At 63.3% G+C, this 20,221-nt stretch carries 17 protein-coding genes, 5 tRNA genes and 2 pseudogenes; 19 read left to right on the top strand and 5 right to left on the bottom strand.

Annotated features, from left to right (window positions below):
• The first annotated feature begins 39 nt into the window (after positions 1-39).
• The 16 genes from AC56KW_RS15365 to AC56KW_RS15290 all read left to right on the top strand — a co-directional run bounded on the left by AC56KW_RS15365 (position 40) and on the right by AC56KW_RS15290 (position 10,626).
• Positions 40-219: a hypothetical protein gene (locus AC56KW_RS15365; RefSeq protein ID WP_497171545.1), complete on the top strand. Its 180-nt coding sequence runs from the start codon at positions 40-42 to the stop codon at positions 217-219.
• On the top strand, positions 203-1,996 hold the full coding sequence (gene lepA, locus AC56KW_RS15360; protein ID WP_497171544.1) for a translation elongation factor 4: 1,794 nt from the start codon (positions 203-205) through the stop codon (positions 1,994-1,996). Before AC56KW_RS15365 ends, lepA begins: the two co-directional genes overlap by 17 nt.
• Positions 1,996-2,925: a signal peptidase I gene (lepB, locus tag AC56KW_RS15355; protein ID WP_497171543.1), complete on the top strand. Its 930-nt coding sequence runs from the start codon at positions 1,996-1,998 to the stop codon at positions 2,923-2,925. Before lepA ends, lepB begins: the two co-directional genes overlap by 1 nt.
• Positions 2,926-2,937: 12 nt before the next feature.
• Positions 2,938-3,336, top strand: a complete 399-nt coding sequence (locus AC56KW_RS15350) for a DUF4845 domain-containing protein (RefSeq protein ID WP_497171542.1) — start codon at positions 2,938-2,940, stop codon at positions 3,334-3,336.
• A 74-nt stretch (positions 3,337-3,410) separates the two neighbouring features.
• A complete protein-coding gene (gene rnc, locus AC56KW_RS15345; RefSeq protein WP_497171541.1) occupies positions 3,411-4,187 on the top strand; it encodes a ribonuclease III in 777 nt (258 codons plus the stop codon).
• Entirely contained in the window at positions 4,184-5,095 is a 912-nt protein-coding gene (gene era, locus AC56KW_RS15340; protein WP_497171540.1) for a GTPase Era, read from the top strand. Before rnc ends, era begins: the two co-directional genes overlap by 4 nt.
• 24 nt (positions 5,096-5,119) lie before the next feature.
• Complete coding sequence (gene recO, locus AC56KW_RS15335; protein WP_497171539.1) at positions 5,120-5,914, top strand: DNA repair protein RecO; 795 nt, start codon at positions 5,120-5,122, stop codon at positions 5,912-5,914.
• A 10-nt stretch (positions 5,915-5,924) separates the two neighbouring features.
• Positions 5,925-6,704: a pyridoxine 5'-phosphate synthase gene (gene pdxJ, locus AC56KW_RS15330; RefSeq protein WP_497171538.1), complete on the top strand. Its 780-nt coding sequence runs from the start codon at positions 5,925-5,927 to the stop codon at positions 6,702-6,704.
• Between the two features lies 1 nt (position 6,705).
• Entirely contained in the window at positions 6,706-7,125 is a 420-nt protein-coding gene (gene acpS, locus AC56KW_RS15325; RefSeq protein ID WP_497171537.1) for a holo-ACP synthase, read from the top strand.
• A 104-nt stretch (positions 7,126-7,229) separates the two neighbouring features.
• The gene (gene uvrC / locus AC56KW_RS15320; protein ID WP_497171572.1) at positions 7,230-9,104 is read left to right on the top strand and encodes an excinuclease ABC subunit UvrC; all 1,875 of its coding nucleotides are present in this window, start codon (positions 7,230-7,232) and stop codon (positions 9,102-9,104) included.
• A gap of 258 nt (positions 9,105-9,362) precedes the next feature.
• Positions 9,363-9,941 (top strand): CDP-diacylglycerol--glycerol-3-phosphate 3-phosphatidyltransferase, encoded by a 579-nt coding sequence (pgsA, locus tag AC56KW_RS15315; protein ID WP_497171536.1) that lies wholly within the window; start codon positions 9,363-9,365, stop codon positions 9,939-9,941.
• A gap of 87 nt (positions 9,942-10,028) precedes the next feature.
• A tRNA-Gly gene (locus AC56KW_RS15310) sits at positions 10,029-10,104 on the top strand.
• A 67-nt stretch (positions 10,105-10,171) separates the two neighbouring features.
• A tRNA-Gly gene (locus tag AC56KW_RS15305) sits at positions 10,172-10,247 on the top strand.
• A 48-nt stretch (positions 10,248-10,295) separates the two neighbouring features.
• Positions 10,296-10,371: transfer RNA gene (locus tag AC56KW_RS15300), tRNA-Gly, on the top strand.
• A gap of 30 nt (positions 10,372-10,401) precedes the next feature.
• Positions 10,402-10,477 (top strand) — tRNA-Gly (locus AC56KW_RS15295).
• Between the two features lie 75 nt (positions 10,478-10,552).
• A tRNA-Cys gene (locus AC56KW_RS15290) sits at positions 10,553-10,626 on the top strand.
• Between the two features lie 185 nt (positions 10,627-10,811).
• On the opposite strand, the pseudogene AC56KW_RS15285 reads toward AC56KW_RS15290, so the two are convergent.
• From AC56KW_RS15285 to AC56KW_RS15275, 3 genes and pseudogenes are all read right to left on the bottom strand, one after another.
• A pseudogene (locus AC56KW_RS15285) lies at positions 10,812-12,449 on the bottom strand (pyruvate kinase); the annotation flags it as partial.
• Between the two features lie 417 nt (positions 12,450-12,866).
• Positions 12,867-13,112 carry a hypothetical protein gene (locus AC56KW_RS15280; protein ID WP_497171535.1) on the bottom strand — a complete coding sequence of 82 codons (246 nt, stop codon included), beginning with the start codon at positions 13,110-13,112 and terminating at the stop codon, positions 12,867-12,869.
• 424 nt (positions 13,113-13,536) lie between these two features.
• Positions 13,537-13,866, bottom strand: coding sequence for a hypothetical protein (locus tag AC56KW_RS15275; protein ID WP_497171534.1), 330 nt, complete (start codon positions 13,864-13,866; stop codon positions 13,537-13,539).
• A gap of 132 nt (positions 13,867-13,998) precedes the next feature.
• On the opposite strand from AC56KW_RS15275, the pseudogene AC56KW_RS15270 reads away from it, so the two are divergent.
• Positions 13,999-14,700: pseudogene (locus AC56KW_RS15270) on the top strand (zinc-binding dehydrogenase); the annotation flags it as partial.
• A gap of 128 nt (positions 14,701-14,828) precedes the next feature.
• Here the strand turns inward: AC56KW_RS15270 and AC56KW_RS15265 are convergent.
• Together AC56KW_RS15265 and AC56KW_RS15260 are read right to left on the bottom strand one after the other, a co-directional pair.
• Positions 14,829-16,166 carry an MFS transporter gene (locus tag AC56KW_RS15265; protein ID WP_497171533.1) on the bottom strand — a complete coding sequence of 446 codons (1,338 nt, stop codon included), beginning with the start codon at positions 16,164-16,166 and terminating at the stop codon, positions 14,829-14,831.
• Positions 16,118-17,251, bottom strand: coding sequence for a LacI family DNA-binding transcriptional regulator (locus AC56KW_RS15260; protein ID WP_497171532.1), 1,134 nt, complete (start codon positions 17,249-17,251; stop codon positions 16,118-16,120). The genes AC56KW_RS15265 and AC56KW_RS15260 overlap by 49 nt, the downstream gene beginning before the upstream one ends.
• A 306-nt stretch (positions 17,252-17,557) precedes the next feature.
• Between AC56KW_RS15260 and AC56KW_RS15255 the strand changes: the two genes are divergently transcribed.
• The gene (locus AC56KW_RS15255) at positions 17,558-18,130 is read left to right on the top strand and encodes a TonB-dependent receptor plug domain-containing protein (protein WP_497171531.1); all 573 of its coding nucleotides are present in this window, start codon (positions 17,558-17,560) and stop codon (positions 18,128-18,130) included.
• On the top strand, positions 18,127-20,190 hold the full coding sequence (locus AC56KW_RS15250) for a TonB-dependent receptor (protein WP_497171530.1): 2,064 nt from the start codon (positions 18,127-18,129) through the stop codon (positions 20,188-20,190). The genes AC56KW_RS15255 and AC56KW_RS15250 overlap by 4 nt, the downstream gene beginning before the upstream one ends.
• The last annotated feature ends 31 nt before the right edge of the window (positions 20,191-20,221 follow it).

The raw sequence follows: 20,221 nt of genomic DNA, 5'->3' as shown, positions 1-20,221 counted from the left end.
CTGCCTCGAAATCCGGTAAAATGCCGGGTCGGAGCGGTGATGTCTACCCTTCCAAAGAATTCCAAGGCGCTCGCCTGGGGACCGGCACGGCCCCCGACGCAGCGCTTTTTCGTATTGCGCGGCCCCTTCGTCCTGCATCGCAGTGCGCCATATTTCGTCGTAATCGCCGCCTTCCGCGGTCTTTCTGGTTTTGAGCTTGTTAATGAACAACATACGTAACTTCTCCATCATCGCCCACATCGACCATGGCAAATCGACCCTGGCCGACCGCATCATCCAGCTGTGCGGCGGCCTGTCGGACCGCGAAATGGACGCCCAGGTGCTCGATTCGATGGACCTGGAACGCGAGCGTGGCATCACCATCAAGGCCCAGACCGCGGCGCTGTCGTACAAGGCGCGCGACGGCCAGGTCTACAACCTGAACCTGATCGACACCCCGGGCCACGTCGACTTCTCGTACGAAGTCAGCCGTTCGCTGTCGGCCTGCGAGGGCGCGCTGCTGGTGGTCGACGCCTCGCAGGGCGTGGAAGCGCAGACGGTTGCCAACTGCTACACCGCGCTCGACCTGGGCGTCGAAGTGGTGCCGATCCTGAACAAGATCGACTTGCCGCACGCCGATCCGGACAACGCCAAGAAGGAAATCGAGGACGTGATCGGCATCGACGCGTCCGACGCCACCGTGTGCTCGGCCAAGACCGGCCTGGGCGTGGAAGACGTGCTGGAAACCCTGATCGCCAAGGTGCCGCCGCCGAAGGGCGATCCGGACGCACCGCTGCAGGCCCTGATCGTCGACTCCTGGTATGACCCGTACGTCGGCGTCGTGATGCTGGTGCGCGTGGTCAACGGCACCCTGCGTCCGAAGGACAAGATCCGCCTGATGGCCACCGATTCCGTGAACCTGGTCGAGAACATCGGCGTGTTTACTCCGCGCTCGGTGTCGCTGCCGCAGCTGACCGCCGGCCAGGTGGGCTTCATCATCGCCGGCATCAAGGAACTGACCGCCGCCCGCGTGGGCGATACCGTGACCCTGGCCAGCCGCCCGGCGCCAGCGCCGCTGCCGGGCTTCAAGGAAGTGCAGCCGCAGGTGTTCGCCGGCCTGTTCCCGGTCGAGGCCAACCAGTACGACGCGCTGCGCGACTCGCTCGAAAAACTGAAGCTGAACGATGCCGCCCTGATGTACGAACCCGAGGTGTCGCAGGCGCTGGGCTTCGGCTTCCGCTGCGGCTTCCTGGGCCTGCTGCACATGGAAATCGTGCAGGAGCGCCTGGAGCGCGAATTCGACATGGACCTGATCACGACGGCGCCGACCGTGGTGTACGAAGTCGAGATGCGCGACGGCAGCATTGTCCGGGTCGATAATCCATCGAAGATGCCCGAGCCGTCCAAGATCAACGAAGTGCGCGAGCCGATCGTCGACGTCAACCTGTACATGCCGCAGGAATACGTGGGTGCGGTGATGACCCTGTGTAACGGCAAGCGCGGCATCCAGATGGACATGGCCTACCATGGCCGCCAGGTGAAGCTGCACTACGAAATCCCGATGGCCGAGATCGTGCTGGACTTCTTCGACCGCCTCAAGTCGACCTCGCGCGGCTATGCGTCGATGGACTACGAGTTCAAGGAGAACCGCGCGGCCGACGTGGTCAAGGTCGACATGCTGATCAATAGCGAGAAGGTCGATGCGCTGGCAATCATCGTCCACCGCGCCAACGCGCCCTACCGCGGGCGCCAGGTGGCGGCCAAGATGCGCGAACTGATCCCGCGCCAGATGTTCGACGTGGCGATCCAGGCCGCCATCGGCGCGACCATCATTTCGCGTGAAAACGTGAAGGCGCTGCGCAAGAACGTGCTGGCCAAGTGCTATGGCGGCGACATCTCGCGCAAGAAAAAGCTGCTGGAGAAGCAGAAGGCCGGCAAGAAGCGCATGAAGCAGGTCGGCTCGGTGGAAATCCCGCAGGAAGCCTTCCTTGCCATTCTCCAGGTGGAAGATAAATAATGAACCTGCAACCCATCCTGGGCAATTTTGCCCTGATCCTGTTCGTCGCAATGGTATTTACGGGCATCATCTGGTGCCTGGATACGTTCTACCTGGCCAAGCAGCGCCGCCGCGCTGCCGATGCCGCCTTGCGCGAGTACGATACGCGCAACGCCAAGCTGGTGGCGGATGGGATCAAGGTCGACCACAACGGCAACCGCGCGGCGATCGAGGCGGCGCACCTGCGCCAGCCGACCTGGATCGAGTATTCGGGCAGCTTCTTCCCGGTGATCGCGCTGGTGTTCATCCTGCGCTCTTTCTTGTGGGAACCGTTCAAGATTCCGTCGTCGTCGATGGTGCCGACCCTGCTGGTGGGCGACTTCATCCTGGTGAACAAGTACACCTATGGCATCCGCCTGCCGATCATTAACAAGAAGATCATCCAGATCAATGATCCGCAGCGCGGCGATGTCATGGTGTTCAAGTACCCCAAAGATATGAACCAGGATTACATCAAGCGCGTCATTGGCGTGCCGGGTGATAAAATCACGTACGAAGACAAGCGCCTGACGGTCAACGGCAAGCCCGTCGAGTATACGGCCCTGGACGACTACCTGGACGACCAGCATCCGGTCTACCACAAGCAGTACGCCGAGAAACTGCCGAGCCCGGGTGGCTTTACCCAGCACCGCATCCTGAACACGGCCGACAGGCGCAATATCGACCTGGGCAGCGTGGAAAACTTCCCGCTGCGTGAAAACTGCGAATACACCTACGACAAGTTCACCTGCGTGGTGCCTGAGGGGCAGTATTTCATGATGGGCGATAATCGCGACAATAGCGCGGATAGCCGTTACTGGGGGTTCGTGCCTGATCGCAATATCGTCGGCAAGGCCTTTGTGGTCTGGATGAACTTCAGCAATCCAAAACGTGTCGGCGGTATCCAATAACGAGGGGTGCGCATGGTTCGTCAGGAGCTGTACCAGAAAAACGAGGCCGGCATCTCCCTGTCCGGCCTGATCGGGGCGCTGGCCGTGATCGGCGTGGTCGGGATTTTCGCGATGCGCATGGTTCCGGCCTATATCGAGTACAACGCGATCAAGACGGCGATCGCCGTCGTCAAGGACGGTGGCGGCACCATCCGCGAGATGCAGCAGGCCTTCAACCGCCACACCAGCATCAACGACGTGGAAGCGGTGCGCGGCGATGACCTGGTCTTTACCCGCGAGGGCGAAGAGACGCAAATCAGCTTCGCCTACGAAAAACGCCTTCCGCTGATGGGCAATGTCAGCCTGCTGATCGATTTCGCCGGCACGACCGACCCCAGTGGCGTGGTGGCCCAGGCCGACGGCGCCCAGTAACGCTTTATGAGACACACCGTGGCCCCGCCACGCACATGACATCAACAATGAATCTTCAGTTATTGCAAACGCGCTTGGGGTATACGTTCCGGGAAAACGGCCTGCTTCAGCAAGCCCTGACCCACCGTAGCCATAGCAGCCTGCATAACGAGCGCCTGGAATTTCTGGGCGATTCGGTCCTGAACTGCGTCGTGGCCTCGGTGCTGTATGAACGTTTCAGCGCGCTCGACGAGGGCGACCTGTCGCGCCTGCGCGCCAACCTCGTCAAGCAGCAGGCGCTGTTCGAGATCGCCCAGAAGCTCGACCTGTCGCAATTCCTGCGACTCGGCGAAGGCGAACTGAAATCGGGCGGTTTCCGCCGCCCCTCGATCCTGGCCGACACGCTCGAAGCCTTGCTCGGCGCGATCTTCCTCGATGGCGGCTTCGACAGTGCGCGCGGCGTGATCCGCGCCTTTTATATCCCGCTGCTGGACACGGTCGACCCGAGTACCCTGGGCAAGGACGCCAAGACCCTGCTGCAGGAATTCCTGCAGGCCAAGCGCATCCCGCTGCCGACCTATAATGTGGTGGCCACCCATGGCGCCGCCCACAGCCAGGAATTCGAAGTCGAATGCCTGGTGCCGAAGCTCGGCGTGCAGGTCTTTGGCCGCGGCGGCAGCCGCCGCGCGGCGGAGCAGGCCGCCGCCAGCCTGGCGCTGGACGCGGCGCAGAAGGCGCTGACGAAGACGCCCGGCGCGCGCAAGCCGCGCCAGCGCGCGGCGCAATTGAAGCTGGCCGGCATCGGCACCAACCAGGGCGACGCCGCATCCGGCGCCGCCCAAGCAGAACAACCAGGAACAGAAAAAGCATGAACGCCACTCCCGACAATTCCCATTGCGGCAACTTCCGTTGTGGCTATATCGCCATCGTCGGCCGCCCGAACGTCGGCAAGTCGACCCTGATGAACGTCCTGATCGGCGCCAAGGTGTCGATCACTTCGCGCAAGGCCCAGACCACGCGCCACCGCATCACCGGCATCCAGACCCATGACGACGCGCAATATATCTACGTCGACACCCCGGGCTTCCAGACCCGCCATGCGAACGCGCTGAACAAGACGCTCAACAAGACCGTGTCGAACACCCTCACGTCGTCGGACGTGATCCTGTTCCTGGTCGAAGCCGGCACCTTCGGCCCGGCCGACCAGCAAGTGCTGGACATGCTGCCGAAGAATGTCCCGGTGGTGTTGGTCATCAATAAATCGGACCGCGTGAAGGACAAGGCGGTCTTGATGCCGTTCGCGCAGAAGCTGGCCGCGCTGTTCAACTTCACCGCCATCGTGCCGGTCTCGGCCAAGCTGCGCTTCCAGGTCGATGCGCTCGAAGCCGAGATCAAGCGCCACCTGCCCGAGAATCCGCCAGTCTTCGGACCGGACGACATTACCGACCGCAGCGAGAAATTCCTGGCCGCCGAGATCGTGCGCGAGAAAGTGTTCCGCCTGCTGGGCGACGAACTGCCGTACACCAGCACCGTCCTGATCGAGCAGTTCGAGCAGGAAGGCAATCTGCGCCGCATCTTCGCCGCGATCCTGGTCGAGCGCGACACCCACAAATCGATGATCATCGGTAACAAGGGCGCGCGCCTGAAAGAGATCTCCACGCAATCGCGCCTGGACATGGAAAAGCTGTTCGGTGGCCCGATTTACCTGGAAATCTGGGTCAAGGTCAAATCCGGCTGGGCCGACAACGAAGCGGGCCTGCGCGCTTACGGCTACGAGTAAGGGCACGGGACGCAAGCCGCGCGCATGTCCAGCCACGACCAGTTCATCGACGACGCGCCGGAGCAGGGCGCGCCAGCCACCGGCAAGCGTCCCCGCGCGCCGGCGCGTGACAGCCGCATCGTCGGCCAGCCCGGCTTCGTGCTGCACAGCTATCCGTACAAGGAAACCAGCCTCATCATCGACATGTTCACCCGCGACCACGGCCGGGTGGGTGTGGTGGCGAAGGGCGCCAAGCGGCCGTTTTCCAAGCTGCGCGGCGTGCTGCAAACCTTCCAGCCGCTATCGGTGTCGTGGAGCGGCAAGTCCGAGCTGCGCACCCTGATCGATGCCGAGTGGGTGGGCGGCATGCTGCCGCTGGAGCGCACGGCGCTGCTGTGCGGCTTCTACCTGAACGAGTTACTGGTAAAGCTGCTGGCGCGCGACGACCGCCATCCGGCCCTGTTCGACCACTACGTCTCGACCCTGAACCAGCTTGCCCACGGCGAACCTGCGCAAATCGTCTTGCGAAAATTCGAAAGAGCCTTACTTAAGGAAACGGGCGTCGCAGCCGATCTGAGCCGCTGCACGAGCAGCCGCGAGCGGGTCGAGCCGGGCCGCGACTATGTCGTCGATCCGGAGCGCGGCGCGCGCGTGGCCGGTCCGGGTGAGGTCTGGCCCGTTGTTTTGGGCAAGACGCTGCTGGATATGGAGCACGAAGACTATACTGATCCAGCGACCCAGGCGCAGAGCAAGCAATTGATGCGCTTCCTGCTGGCGCACCACCTGGGCGGCCAGCCGCTCAATACGCGCCAGATCTTGATCGACTTGATGCAACTGTAAAAAGAACACTATGAGCTTCCTGCAACCCGCCGGCCAGGTGATCGACCTGGGCGTGAACATCGACCATATCGCCACCGTGCGCAATGCGCGCGGCACGAGCTACCCGGACCCGCTGCGCGCCGCGCTGCTGGCCGAGCAGGCGGGCGCCGACCTGATCACGCTGCACCTGCGCGAAGACCGCCGCCACATCAAGGATGCCGACGTCCTGGCCCTGCGCCCGCTCTTGACGACGCGCATGAACCTCGAAGCGGCCGTCACCCGCGAGATGATCGACTTCGCCTGCCAGGTGAAGCCGCAGGACGTGTGCCTGGTGCCGGAGCGGCGCGAGGAAGTCACGACCGAGGGCGGCCTCGACGTGGTGCGCTACTACAACGAGGTCGAGGCGGCGGTGAAGCAGCTCAAGGATGAGGGTATCCGCGTCTCGCTGTTCATCGACGCCGATGCGCGCCAGATCGAGGCGGCGGCAAGCGTCGGCGCCACCGTGATCGAGCTCCACACGGGGCGCTATGCCGAGGCCGAAGGCAATGAGGTCGCGCACGAGCTCGAGCGCATCCGGCTGGGCGTGCACGAAGGCGCGAAGCGCGGCCTGCGGGTCAACGCCGGCCACGGCCTGCACTACACCAACGTCCAGCCGATCGCGGCGATTCCCGACCTGCACGAGCTGAACATCGGCCACGCGATCGTGGCGCACGCGCTGTTCGCGGGCTGGGAGAACGCGGTGCGCGAGATGAAGGCGATCATGGTCGCGGCGCGCCTGGGCGTTTCCTACGCGCCGAAAGCCGGGGCCTGAGATGATCTACGGCATCGGCACCGACATCGTCCAGATCTCGCGTGTCGAGGCGGCCCTCGCACGCAGCGGACCGCGCTTCGCCGAGAAGATCCTCGGCCCGCAAGAGCTGGAAAAATACCACGCCCGCAGCGCCAAGAACGCGGTGCGCGGCCTGCGCTTCCTGGCCACCCGGTTCTCGGCCAAGGAGGCGTTCTCGAAAGCCATCGGCATGGGGATGCGCATGCCCATGACCTGGCGCTCCGCCCAGATGCTCAATGACCCGAGCGGCAAGCCGGTCATCGTCTGCAGCGGCGCCCTTGGCGACTTCATGCGCGAGCACCGGCTCAGCGCCCAGGTGACGATCAGCGACGAGGCCGACTACGGCGTCGCCTTCGTGATCGTGACCCAGGCGCCGTTGGCAACATCATCACTGGCAGAGTAATGTCCGAAGCAAAACCCGCAGCAAGCGGTACTCCATCCGTCGAACTCACTGCCGAACTGGCGGCGCGGCTGGGCCGGGAGCGCCTGTCGGAAGCGCGCGAGGAAATGCGCGCCGAAGCCAACCGCGATCTCAGCCCGAAGGTGGACGCCGACGTCCGCGCGCAGGTGCTGGCCGTCGTCAACCGCCTGCCGGGCCTGCCCGGCGTGTACCGCTACTTCGATGCGGCCGACAACGTGCTCTATGTCGGCAAGGCGCGCAACCTCAAGAACCGCGTCTCGAGCTACTTCCAGAAGAACCTGTCGAGCCCGCGCATCGCGATGATGGTGTCGCAGATCGCGCGCCTGGAGACGACGGTCGTTTCCAGCGAGGCCGAAGCGCTGATCCTGGAAAACAACCTGATCAAGACGCTCAAGCCGCGCTACAACATCCTGTTTCGCGACGACAAGTCTTACCCTTACATCAAGATCACGGGCGGCGAGGCGCCGCGCATGGCGTATTACCGCGGCGCGCTGGACAAGAAGAACCAGTACTTCGGTCCTTTCCCCAGCGCCTGGGCGGCCAAGGAATCGATCCAGCTGCTGCAGCGCGTGTTCATGCTGCGCACCTGCGAGGACAGCGTCTACGCCAACCGCACGCGGCCCTGCCTGCTGCACCAGATCGGCCGCTGCAGCGCGCCGTGCGTCAACCTGATCGCACCCGACGAGTACCAGCACGACGTCGAGAACGCGGCGCGCTTCCTGCGCGGGCGCCAGAGCGAAGTCATGGCCGACCTCGAGCAAAAGATGCAGGACTACGCGATGGAGCTCAAGTTCGAGCAGGCCGCCTCGGTGCGCAACCAGATCCAGGCACTGTCGAAAGTGCTGCATGCGCAGAGCATGGAGACGACGGGCGACGCCGACGTCGACGTCATCGCCGTGGTGGTGCAGGGCGGACGCGCCTGCGTCAACCTGGCCATGGTGCGGGGCGGACGCCACCTTGGCGACCGCGCCTATTTCCCGAGCCATGTGGGGGAGTCGCTGGGCGAGTGCCCGATCGAGGTGGAGGTGCTGTGCGCCTTCCTGGCCCAGCACTATGCCGGCCAGTTCATCCCGGGCACCCTGATCCTGAACGTCGAATTCGACCAGCCCGAGCTGATCATGGCCTTGCAGGAGCAGTGCGGCCATCGCATCAGCCTGGTGCTGCAGCCGGGCGGCCAGCGCCGCCAGTGGCTCGAGATGGCGTGCAAGGGCGGCGAGATCGCGCTGGCGCGCCTGCTGTCCGAGCAGGGTTCGCAGCAGGCGCGCACGCGCGCGCTGGCCGACACGCTGCAGCTCGACAGCGAAGACCTGGAGGCCTTGCGCATCGAATGCTTCGACATCAGCCATACGGCGGGCGAGGCGACGCAGGCGTCGTGCGTGGTGTTCCACCATCACCAGATGCAGAACGGCGAGTACCGCCGCTTCAATATCAACGGCATCACGCCGGGCGACGATTACGCCGCCATGCGCCAGGTCTTGACGCGGCGCTACGAGAAAGTGGCGGGCGGCGAGGGCGTGATGCCCGACATCGTGCTGGTCGATGGCGGCAAGGGACAGGTCGAGATGGCGCGCCAGGTGTTTACCGAGCTGGGGCTGGATATCTCGATGATCGTCGGCGTGGCCAAGGGCGAAGGGCGGCGCGTGGGCCTGGAAACCCTGATCTTCGCCGACGGCCGGCCGGCCCAGGAGCTGGGCAAGGAATCGGCGGCGCTGATGCTGGTGGCCCTGATCCGCGACGAGGCGCACCGTTTCGCCATCACCGGGATGCGCGCCAAGCGCGCCAAGGCGCGCCAGGCGTCGCGCCTGGAAGAGATCGAAGGCATCGGCGCCAAGCGCCGCCAGCGCCTGCTGGCCCGCTTCGGCGGGCTGCGTGGGGTGATCGACGCCAGTGTGGAAGACTTGATGACGGTCGAGGGGATCTCGAGCGCGCTGGCGGAAGAGATCTACCGGCAGTTGCACTGAGGCTGGTTGGACGCGTGGAAGGGGCGCCCATCCCCGCTGACGTTCGATCTATGGTGGCGCGGACGCTCGCCGTCCCCGCGGTCAGCCTTCATGCGAACCACCCGCGCTGCATCATATTTCCACGCGGTCAACCCGAACCGCCCGCCGACCGTTGAGGCTTCAACGCCATCGCGCCGCATGCAGATGAGTCAACTGGCCCAAACCCCCATACCCATGTAGACTAACGGCCAAGCATTTTCCACGGTAATCAGCTCTCTCATGCCCTTCAATATACCGATTCTCCTGACCTGGTTACGCGTCGCGCTCATTCCCCTTGTCGTCGGATTGTTCTACCTGCCTACTGACTGGATGACGCTCCCGGAGCGCAATCTCGCGGCGACGGCCGTCTTCATCATCGCCGCCATCACCGACTGGTTCGACGGTTTCCTGGCCCGCCGCTGGAACGAAACCTCGGCCTTCGGCGCTTTCCTGGACCCGGTCGCCGACAAGCTGATGGTGGCTGGCGCGCTGCTGGTGCTGGTCCAGCTCGACCGCGTGGACGCCATCGTCGCCGGCATCATCATCGGCCGTGAGATCACCATCTCGGCGTTGCGCGAGTGGATGGCCCAGATCGGCGCCACGCGCTCGGTGGCGGTCAGCTCGCTCGGCAAGGTCAAGACCGCGGCCCAGATGACGGCAATCCCGATGCTGCTGTTCCATGACCGCCTGTTCGGCATCGATATCCACTTCTGGGGCGAGTACCTGTTGTGGGTGGCGGGCGTGCTGACGGTGTGGTCGATGTTCTATTATCTGCGCCGCGCCTGGCCCTTGATCAAAGAGAAAGGCGGGGCGTTTTAATTTGTTTCGTGGCATCCTTGACGTACAGAATAGAATCTCTATAATGCCTGCCTGTTGCGACAACAACGCAACAGAATGAAAGACGAAGCGGGAGTAGCTCAGTTGGTAGAGCGCAACCTTGCCAAGGTTGAGGTCGAGAGTTCGAGACTCTTCTCCCGCTCCAAAGATTGCAAAGCTGTAAAGCGATCTTGGAAAAACGTCAAAGTTCTGTCATAATCGTTGTTCTGTACGCGGGAGTAGCTCAGTTGGTAGAGCGCAACCTTGCCAAGGTTGAGGTCGAGAGTTCGAGACTCTTCTCCCGCTCCAGTCTTCGGACTGGGGCACAGCAAGCGGTAGTACATTGTAAGGCTCCATGCGGGAGTAGCTCAGTTGGTAGAGCGCAACCTTGCCAAGGTTGAGGTCGAGAGTTCGAGACTCTTCTCCCGCTCCAGGTTTTGCAAAAAAGTGGTAACACTCCTAAGCGGGAGTAGCTCAGTTGGTAGAGCGCAACCTTGCCAAGGTTGAGGTCGAGAGTTCGAGACTCTTCTCCCGCTCCAGAATTCAGGAAGATTTCTCTTCCCTTGTTGATGCGGGACATAACCGCTCTCGTCAATAAGCGCACTATATCCTCTGGCGAGGTAGCAAAGCGGTTATGCAGCGGCCTGCAAAGCCGTCTAGGTCGGTTCGACTCCGATCCTCGCCTCCAAATATTAAACGAAACGGGCCTCATTTGAGGCCCGTTTCGTTTCTTAGCATTCGATTTCATCAAATTATATTTGCCATCGGTTGCCCGGCAGTTTCATTCGTCACTAACGGCCTAGCAGGCCGCTGTAGATGATTTGAAGTTAGACATGGTAGTAAGACGCGTGGGCGGTCCTCCACTGGCGGTATCTACTCAACACGCAAATCGTGCTGCCCGCTACTATCGCGTTCTGCGCGCAGATGGGGAAGTTCGATCGGCGCCGAGTGAGGATCATCCGCGAGGCCGTGCGCCAGCTTGAGCTGCCTGAGCATTGGCTGCTTCTTGCTGTGATGCGCCTGCATCCGGCGCAGGATATCGTCCAGCGTCTTCAGCGCATCGAGCACATGCGGCTCCTTATTGAGCATCACACATTCGGCCCGATCGCTCGTCGCCGCGTCGGTGATCTCGGCGCGCGATGGTCGTCCCGTGCGCGCCAGCGTATCGAGCACCTGCGTGGCCCAGATCGCCGGAATATGCGCCGCTTCGCAGATCCACAAGATCTCTTCCTTGAGCTCGGCCAGCCGTTCGAAGCCGCATTCCACCGCCAGGTCGCCTCGCGCGATCATGACGCCGCACGACGGCCAGCGCATGGCCGTCAGCAGCATATCTGGCAGGTTTTCGAAACCGCGCCGGGTTTCGATCTTCAGCACGATCGCCGGCTGCCTGCCGCCCAGGCGCAGGAGTTCCTGCAGCAGCATGGCGACGTCGCGCGCCTCATTGGCGAACGACAGCTCGACGATGTCGGCATGCTCGGCAACGAATTCGAGGTCCTGCATGTCCTTTGCGGTCAGGGCGTCCAGCCTCAGCGCGCTGTCCGGCAGATTGATGCCCTTGTCTGCGCGCAGCTTCTCGCCGCCGGGGCGAGCGTGTGTGATGTCGACATGCACCCGGCTGTGTTCGACGCGCCGCATGACGCCGCCGATTTTTCCATCGTCGAACCAGATTGCCTGACCGGTGAGTACGTCGTCGAATACTTCAGGCAGGGTGCAGCCGATGGTGGCTGGGCTCCTTACCTTTCCGTCGGCCCCGACAATGGCGGGACAGCCCGGCGCGCCATCGCGGGTCAGGATCAGTTGATCCCCCATGTGGAGGCGGATCAGGCCAGCTTTCGCAGGCAACGCGCCGATGCGCGCCGCCTTGCCGGCTCCCTTGCTTCTGCCGGAACGGTGGTGCAGCAGGGTGTCCGACGTCAGGTAGGTGGTCTTGTCGGCTTCGGCCCAGCACCCGTTGTTGTCTGCTTCCACCACCTTCCAACTGCGGCTGGAGTCGCGTGCATCGCTGATGGTGATCTGGTCGCCCCTGTCGATGCGGGACAGCCATGCCGCGGGGACCGTCAGACTGGCGTCGGCAGGACAGGGCGCGGGCCGCCCTTCGGCCGCTAGCCAGACGCGCGCTGGCGCTGTGACGCGGCCATAGGCGTCGCGAGAGGGGCGCACGCGCAGCACGCACGGTCCATCTTCGATCGGCCCCGTGCGCAGTTTGGGGCCGCCGAGGTCCATCGCGATCCGGCATGAGCTACCCAGCGCGCGCTCGGCGCTGTGAAGGTGCGTAATGATGCGCAGCCAGGTGCCGGCATCGTCGTGGGCGCAGTTGATGCGGATACAGTCCGTTCCCTGCGCCAAAGGGTCGGCAATGACGTTCGGGTCGTCCGCCGCAGCGGCCGGCATGGTGGCCATGATTCTGACATCACGTCCATGCGGTGCGGGGCCCAGCATCCGTTCGGTATGTTGCACCAGCCGCAAGCGCCCTGCGGCAAAGCCAATATGCATGGCTGGCTCCGCTGTGGCCGCTGTTTCTCCTGTGGAGCGGCCAGCATCGCAAGCACCGCGTCGAGCGACGCCAGCACGTGTGCTTCGGCACCGCCAAGCGACGACAGGCCGGGGTCGGCGAGTCGCTGCTGCAGCGGACGCGAGTCACGCCGGCGCAGCGCCAGGTAATGCAGTAGATTGCGCGCGTTGTCACGATGCTGAAGATGGGTCTGATCAATCAAGTGCTGCGTGTATGCCGCCTGTGCGACGATTTCCTCGCGCAGTGCGAGCAGATCTCGGTGTAGCGCCTGGCGTTACGCACCGTCTGGTGCGCAGCCTAGGTGCGGTTGCCGCTCTATCATGCGTCCCTCGTAACACCATGTCTTCGTCCAAGAGACCGCGCGCCGCCCATGTCGCCGCACGCCGGCTGTTTATGTAAAGCTTTCGTCCGAGCCTTCAAGTGTCGAAAGCGGCCGGTTGTCCCAACAAGGCATGATTGTCGTCGATGCGAAGTGTGCTGCCCGACAGCACGCGCTGGATGATAATACTGTTGACCGCATTCGATTTCAGGAACTCGATCGCGCTGACCGTCCCGGTCGAATGCTGCATGAGCAGACCTTCCCTGATCACTTGCGCCAGGTGTTCCGTACCGCCGGCGACAGGTCCCTGAGGGACGCGGCGTTCAACATGCTGGATGGACATGATATTTCCTTGATTTACGTAAATGCTGGAGTTGTCAGTTACGGTTGCCGCGGTTGCCACCTCTTGCATGCCTCCGGGAAAGATCGTCACGCTTGCTGTGCGCGCTTACCGAAAGGCTGATACTCACGGTAAACCTAACCGTGTTTTATTTCGGTTTGATGACAATGTCACGTGAACACGGGAACGTTTCGTGCTCCCGTCTGCCATGTACCACCCCAGCGCGTTTGTGGAACGTAGGTACGGTTGAATCGGGCATTGACCAAAAGCATGCACAAGTTTGCAGCGGCTGCGGCAAAAAAAATCCGTCAGCCGTAAGGCAGACGGATAACGTAAGTTTCGGTTGAAACACAAGAGAGACACCCCGCATCCTAGCTGCGCGATATTTCGCCTGCATGACAAGCGCTCCTATCCTCCGGTGTTTTTCTCAGGCCATGAATTGTTCAGTCACCAGCTTGATCTTGTCGTCTTCGGCGCCATTGTCGCTCATCGCCACGTAGAAGCGTTCGCCAGCCGGCGCTACGCGTACCACTACATGGCCGTCGTGTCTGTGCAATTTGCGCGTCAGGCGACCGTTGGCCAGCAGGTTTTCGCGCATCACGGTGGTGGCGAATACTGCACGTGGCCCCGGGTACAGTCGCTCGCTGAACATGCGTTCCAGCTGCAGCATGTCGGGATGCGCGATGTGCCACGACGGGATTACCCAGGCCCGCGGCCTGAGGGCGCGTACGACCTCGGGGTTTAAGCCGTCGAACATGCCGTGGTGGTCCGCCGTGGCCACCGATACCGGCCCCGCCGAGCGCGCCGCCGGGCCCAGCACGTCTTGCCAAAGCAGGGCGCTATTGTGGGTGTAGCTGGTCAGATCGCCGGCCGTGAAATAGCGGAACTGTCCAAGGAAAAAGAAAACGACTACGTCATGCTGTCGGACATTTTCCCGACTGGCTACCATGCGACCGAACTGGCTGGCCTGAAGGCAGGCGAATCCGTCGTCATCTATGGCGCCGGTCCGGTCGGCCTGACGGCAACCATGTCCGCCTTCATCAAGGTAGCGAGCCAGGTATTCGTGCTCGATACCCACAAGGATCACCTTGCGCTGGCCGAGAAAATGGGCGCGATCGGGATCGACGACACCGAAGGCGACGGCGCCAAGCGGATTCTCGACCTGACCAATGGCAAGGGCGCCGATTGCGGCTGCGAATGCGTCGGTTACCAGTGCTGCGATAAGCATGGCGAGGAAGTGCCGAATCTCACGATGAACAACCTGGTCCAAGCGGTCAAGGCGACCGGCGGAATCGGCATGGTCGGCGTGTTCCTACCACAGGATCCGGGCGCGCAGGACGCACTGGCCAAGGAAGGCAAGCCGGCCTTCGACTTCGGGAATTTTTGGTTCAAGGGCCAGAAAATCGGTACCGGCCAGGCCAACGTCAAACACTACAACCGCTGCCTGTCCAAGTTGATCCACGCCGGCAAGGGCAAGCCATCGCAGATCATTTCACACGAACTGGCGCTCAACGAAGCGCCGACAGCCTATCAGCAGTTAAACAAGCGTGCCGACGGCTGGACCAAGGTCGTCCTTAAACCCGGCAAATAAGGCCGTCGCGGGCATTTCAGCGCCACGACGTCACCCCACCACGCCCGGCTTCCGAAGCTGGAACGGTGGTGCAGGTGCATGCCCGGGTCGCACAGGCCACAATCACGCTGGTGGCTGGGGTAGGCAGGCTACACCAGAACCTGGACCGCCCTGGTCTTGACCAAGCGCGGTGTTTGCAGCCCTGCGGCAAGCACCATGCAGATCAGCGCTCCCCCGAGCGGGGTCAAACCCATGGCCAGTACGAGTGGGTCGAACGGCGCGGCGCGGGCCGGATCTGCCGTGTACATGCCCAGCACCGAGCCAATGGCCAGCGTGCCCAGCGCCGACGCCGTTTTCTGGCTGAACGTCAGCAGGCCGAACGCCATGGTCGGCGCTAGCGCCGACGGCGCACCAGTGGCTGCCGCCAGGTTGGCAACGGCGGTCCAGAGCAGCATCGCCAGGCCACTCAGGCCAAAGCCGACCAGGAATCCGGTCCCGGATGCCCATGCAAAGCCATATGTGCCGAGCGTCATGAAGCCAGCCGCGCCGGCGATGGCGACCAGGGCGCACAGCCTGAACGCGTTCATCATCTGCCAGCGCGCCGCGCACCAGTAGGCGAACGGCTGGCTTGCGATGCCGCCGCAGGCAATGGCGACCAGAACTGCGCTGCGCGATACCGTAGTCTGCATCAGGTAGGCCGCGAAATAAGGTTCCAGTTTCATGAAGACGACGTTTGCAGCGCTGATGACGAAGCCCAGGCCAAGCAGCAGGCCGACCCTGCCGTAGCCACGCATCGACGTTACGCCGCGTGCCGCCGGGGCAAGCGCGACAGCCTGCGCGGCGCCGCTGTGCCTGTGCGCTACCCACAGGAATACCAGCGAGCTGGCGACCGCCAGCAGGCCCACAGCCGCCCCGAGGATGGCGAACCATTCGGGCCGGCGTCCGTCGGCCAGCAGCACTGCAGCGGCCGCCGCGATCGTCAAGGCGGCCAGGCCTGAGCAGATGAAGCGCAGCGAGGCCAGGCCGGCGCGCAACTGGTCGCCGCCGGACGCTAGGCCAAGGACGGCGTTCTGGGGTACGTCATAGAAAGCGTACGTCAGCCGAAACGCCAGTCCGATCACCAGCGCCAGGACCACGTGGCGGGCGCCGGAAAGCAGTTCGATGGCCAGGAACAGGCCGAAGGCGAAGCCGGCGCCGCAAGCGCCCAGCAACTGCACGCCGGCTGCGGCGCGCACCGAGCGCGTGCGGGTGCGCAGCACATGACCAACCCATACGTCCATCACCGCGCTGGCCAGCAGCGCCACAGCCAGAACGAAGCCCATGCGCGCCGGGCTCATACCGCACACTTCGGTGAGGTAGAACGCGAACAGCAGTTCGCTGCCGTGCCACATTAGGCTCTTGCCGAAGTGGCCGACGCCGTAGGCGACCCACAGCGGGTCTAGTCCTGGCGGCGCTTGCGCGATGATGGCGCTCCTTGCGGCTGGCACTGGGGGGGCGCGCGCTTCTCTGGAGGGGGCGGAGCAGCACTGCTTTCGCGCAGCACCAGCCGGGTCTCGAACGTGTGTTGAGGCAGCGGGTCGATGGCGCGCTGTTCGATGCGGTCGATCAGGGTATGGACTGCGGTGGCGGCCATTTCCAGCACCGGCGAATGGACGCTGGTCAGCGGCGGAATGCTATAGTCGTCGTACTGCATGTTGTCGAAGCCGACCACGCCGACATCGTGCGGCACTTGGCGGCCGATGTCGTGCAACCCTTTGAGCGCGCCCAGCGCCATCCGGTCGCTGGCGAATATCAGCGCATCCGGCCCGTCCTCGCCGGCGCACAGCTGTTGCGCGATCCGGTGTCCGCTGGCCAGCGACCAGTCGCCGGCGAGCAGCCAGCGCTCATCGACCGTCAGCCCGAGCCTGGCCATGGCGCTGCGGTATCCGTGCAGCCGCTCGCTGACATCCTCGTTTACGTGCCCGTCGCGTTCGCCCGAGATGAAGGCGATGCGGCGCCGTCCGGCGCGGTGCAGGTGCTCGACCACCTCTTCGGTGGCTGCCCCATTGGTCTGCGCCACATAGGGCAGCGCGGGGTCGCGCGTGCCGAACACGATCAGTGGAAAGCCCTCGTGCTGCAGCGCCAGCAGCACCGGATTGGCGGTCTGCTCGACTACTGCGACGATGCCGTCGATACGGCCGGCCAGGAATAGCTGGCGCACCTCGGCCAGTGCGCGCGCATCCTGGCCGCCCTGGTGGCGCTGCAGCAGGGCATAGTCGTTAGCGTCGGCTGCCCGGCTCAGCATCTGCAGCACATTGTTCCAGTAGGTGTCCTGGATCTGGAACGAGCGGTTGTCGTAAGAGGCGCGTTCGCCGAAGAAGATGCAGGCCAGCGTGCGGGTCCGGATCTGGCGCATCGAACGCGCCGCCATGCTGGGGACGAAATCAAGCGCGTTAATCACTTCGCGCACGTGGGCCAGTGTTTTTTCCGCGACCTTCTCTGGGTGGTTCAGCACCAGTGAGACGGTCTGAAAACTGACGCCGGCCAGTTCGGCCACGTCACGGATCGTCACGCGCTTGGTCCTATCGGTCATCGGCTCGGGTCCATCCTGGCATGGCGCTCTCTTGGACTTATGTCGTAAAACCGAGCAGCTTACCCGATGACTGTCCGATCCGGACAGTTTCTGAAAAAAATCATGCTGGTCATGTTCCTGTAAAAATCGGGCGCTACGCTACCCGACTATTGGAACGTTCTAATTCATGTAGATGCTGAAGCGGCAGCACGTCACGAAAACCGAATCCAAAGACATTGATGGAAAAATTAGAACGTTCTAATTCAAACGCAACCGCGGCCTGCTTGCTCTTTGCGCGGTCGAACCGCTATCAACCTGAGGATAAAAATGATGATGAAACCAAGTGCTCGTCGCTACGCCGGACTGTCGGTCATGGCGCTGGCGATCAGCAGCGTGCTCGCCTCGCTTGCAAACGCGGCGCAGGATGTGCAGGTAGTCGACGAGCCGGTCACGGTGAATGTCACCGGCATGCGCTCGACCAACCTGCGTAGCATTGGCGCCAAACAGGACTCTGATCTGGTGCTCGACACGGTTGCCGCCGACCAGGTCGGTAAACTTCCCGACTTCAACGTCGGCGATGCGCTCAAGCGCGTCACCGGCGTCAATGTGCTGCTGTACCAGGGCGAGCCGCGTTACGTCATCTTGCGCGGCCTGAACGGCAACTACAACACGGTGCAGATCGATGGTTTCGCGCTGGCCAGCGGCGACGTTGGCAGTCGCCAGCAGTTGATGGAAATGCTGCCGTCGAACTTCGCTAGCCGCATCGACGTCACCAAGAGTTTCATGCCCGAGTCCGATGGCGGCGCGATCGGCGGCGTGGTCAACTTGCTGACCGCAAGCGGCTTCAGCCTGCCCGACAACACCCTGACCGCCAGCGCAAGGCCGGCCGCAACTTCATGAGTGACGAGCACGGCGGCACCACCCCGACCGGCGAGGCGTCGGGCAAGTGGGCCAAGCGCTTTGGCGCCAATGACGAATTCGCCTTCCTGGCCAGCGCGAGCTACTGGACCCGGCGTATCAACGTGCCGCAGACCGAGAGCGGCGGCAGCATGAACTGGTACAACGCCAACGGCACGCGCAGTGCCACGCCGTATTCGGGCACAGGCTTCGCCGTGCCGACCCAACGTCTCTGGTATAACTACGACGACTTGCGCCAGCGGCGCGGCCTGACCGCGCGCCTGGACTGGCGTCCTTCGGACGACGTCAGCGGGCATGTGAGCGCCTTCTATTTCAAGCAGCGCGAGGATGCCGACCGCCATACGCAAAATGCCTCGGTGAACACCACCTCGACGGTCGCGAACCAGACAGCGAGCGGCGGCACCCTGAGTTCGGTCAACCAGCTGATCCAGCTCGGACGCCTGCGCTGGGAGCGCTCGCTGGGCGGCATCAACGGCGCAATCGACGTCCGGATCGACCGCGACTGGAAGACTGACCTGCGCGCCAGCAGCTCGCGCGCGCGCGTCGACAACCCGCAAATGTTCGACAACTACACCCAGTCGAACATGGCCTTCGGCTACGACTGGAGCGGGGCCGGGGCCCCAGTATTCACACCGGTGAGCCCGGCGAATGCCGCCAACCCCGCACTGTACGGCTTCACGACCCACCAGGAAACCGAGCAGAACTACCGGTCGAAGGTGCACGACCTGCAGTGGAACCTCAAGCGCAATATGGGCGAAGAGGCGCGTGGCGTCGGCCTGGCGTTCGGCCTGCGCGCGGTGCGCACCGACACCGGCTCAGCCTTCACCAGCATCAACCTCAACAACAAGCCGTTCACCCTGGCCGATGTGGCGGCGGGCGGCAGCCTGTGCGGCTTGAACTGCAACGGCAGCATGCTGCTGATCGACCCGACCCGTGTCGACGCCATGCTGCAGCAGCATGTGGCGGCGGGAGCGACCGTGGTGAACACCGCCGCGCAGTACGGCGCCACGTATGGCGTCGAGGAGCGCGTCGGCGCCGGCTACCTGCAGGCCAGGTACAAGCGCGACGACTGGATGATTGCCGGTGGGGTGCGGCTGGAGCATACGCGCGACCGCATGAGCGGATGGAGCCAGGCCAGCAATGCATGGTCGCCAGTGAGTAGCGAACACAGCTATCGCAAATGGCTGCCGTCGCTGCTGGGCGTCTATAACACGGGAGACAGCAGCAAGCTGCGGGTCGGCTTGTCGCAGACCCTGGGCCGACCGCGCTGGGACCAGCTGGCCACCACGGGCGGTATGCTGTCGTCCGGCGTCAATCCGACACTGACGATGGGTAACACCGCGCTCAAGCCGCGCCGCGCCAACAACCTCGACCTGGGACACGACTGGTACCTGGACGGTGGCAAGGGCATAGTGTCGGTGGCGTTGTTCCACAAGGAGATCCGCGACGAGATCTTCACCTGGGGCGAAAACCGCACGATGGACATCAATGGCGCCCCGACCGCGGTGCTGGTGAGCCAGCCGCGCAATGCGGCGGACAAGGTTTCGCTGTCGGGGCTGGAGTTCGGTTTGACCAAGGACCTCGACTTCATCGCGCCGGCACTGAAGGGCTTCGGCGTGAGCGCGAATGCGACTTTCACCAAGGCGCATTATCCGGTGACGCTGCAAAACGGCGCCCAGACTGCATCGCACACCTTGTCGGCAATGCCGCAGCAGCCGCGCCAGATGTGGAACCTGACCCTGTACTACGAGCTGGACCGGGTTCATGCGCGACTGGCGTGGAACCATGTGGGACGCCTGTGGGACGATCGCTATCCCAACTATACGGCAGCGAATTTCTACGCCAACCGTTACCAGCAGCCTACCAACAATGTCGACTTCCAGCTGGGCTATGACCTGTCGAAGAAGCTGACTGTGTCGCTCGACGTGATCAACGCCACCGGACAGGACATGCAATACAAGTACGGCTGGAACCAGGAATACCAGCAGTCGGCATGGAAGCTGGCGCCGTCAGTCATGCTGGGGCTCAACTACAAACTTTAACGCTGGCCCGGTCATTCGCGACGCTAACGAA

Source organism: Telluria sp. RT2P19 (assembly GCF_059685725.1).
This window is presented reverse-complemented; position numbering and strand designations above follow the sequence as displayed.

Bases quoted from the DNA above. Each gene is read 5' to 3' on its own strand.
- AC56KW_RS15365 (WP_497171545.1), top strand. From the start codon at position 40: ATGTCTACCCTTCCAAAGAATTCCAAGGCGCTCGCCTGGGGACCGGCA.
- lepA (WP_497171544.1), top strand. From the start codon at position 203: ATGAACAACATACGTAACTTCTCCATCATCGCCCACATCGACCATGGC.
- lepB (WP_497171543.1), top strand. From the start codon at position 1,996: ATGAACCTGCAACCCATCCTGGGCAATTTTGCCCTGATCCTGTTCGTC.
- AC56KW_RS15350 (WP_497171542.1), top strand. From the start codon at position 2,938: ATGGTTCGTCAGGAGCTGTACCAGAAAAACGAGGCCGGCATCTCCCTG.
- era (WP_497171540.1), top strand. From the start codon at position 4,184: ATGAACGCCACTCCCGACAATTCCCATTGCGGCAACTTCCGTTGTGGC.
- recO (WP_497171539.1), top strand. From the start codon at position 5,120: ATGTCCAGCCACGACCAGTTCATCGACGACGCGCCGGAGCAGGGCGCG.
- pdxJ (WP_497171538.1), top strand. From the start codon at position 5,925: ATGAGCTTCCTGCAACCCGCCGGCCAGGTGATCGACCTGGGCGTGAAC.
- acpS (WP_497171537.1), top strand. From the start codon at position 6,706: ATGATCTACGGCATCGGCACCGACATCGTCCAGATCTCGCGTGTCGAG.
- uvrC (WP_497171572.1), top strand. From the start codon at position 7,230: ATGCGCGCCGAAGCCAACCGCGATCTCAGCCCGAAGGTGGACGCCGAC.
- pgsA (WP_497171536.1), top strand. From the start codon at position 9,363: ATGCCCTTCAATATACCGATTCTCCTGACCTGGTTACGCGTCGCGCTC.
- AC56KW_RS15280 (WP_497171535.1), bottom strand. From the start codon at position 13,112: ATGTCCATCCAGCATGTTGAACGCCGCGTCCCTCAGGGACCTGTCGCC.
- AC56KW_RS15275 (WP_497171534.1), bottom strand. From the start codon at position 13,866: ATGTTCGACGGCTTAAACCCCGAGGTCGTACGCGCCCTCAGGCCGCGG.
- AC56KW_RS15260 (WP_497171532.1), bottom strand. From the start codon at position 17,251: ATGACCGATAGGACCAAGCGCGTGACGATCCGTGACGTGGCCGAACTG.
- AC56KW_RS15255 (WP_497171531.1), top strand. From the start codon at position 17,558: ATGATGATGAAACCAAGTGCTCGTCGCTACGCCGGACTGTCGGTCATG.
- AC56KW_RS15250 (WP_497171530.1), top strand. From the start codon at position 18,127: ATGAGTGACGAGCACGGCGGCACCACCCCGACCGGCGAGGCGTCGGGC.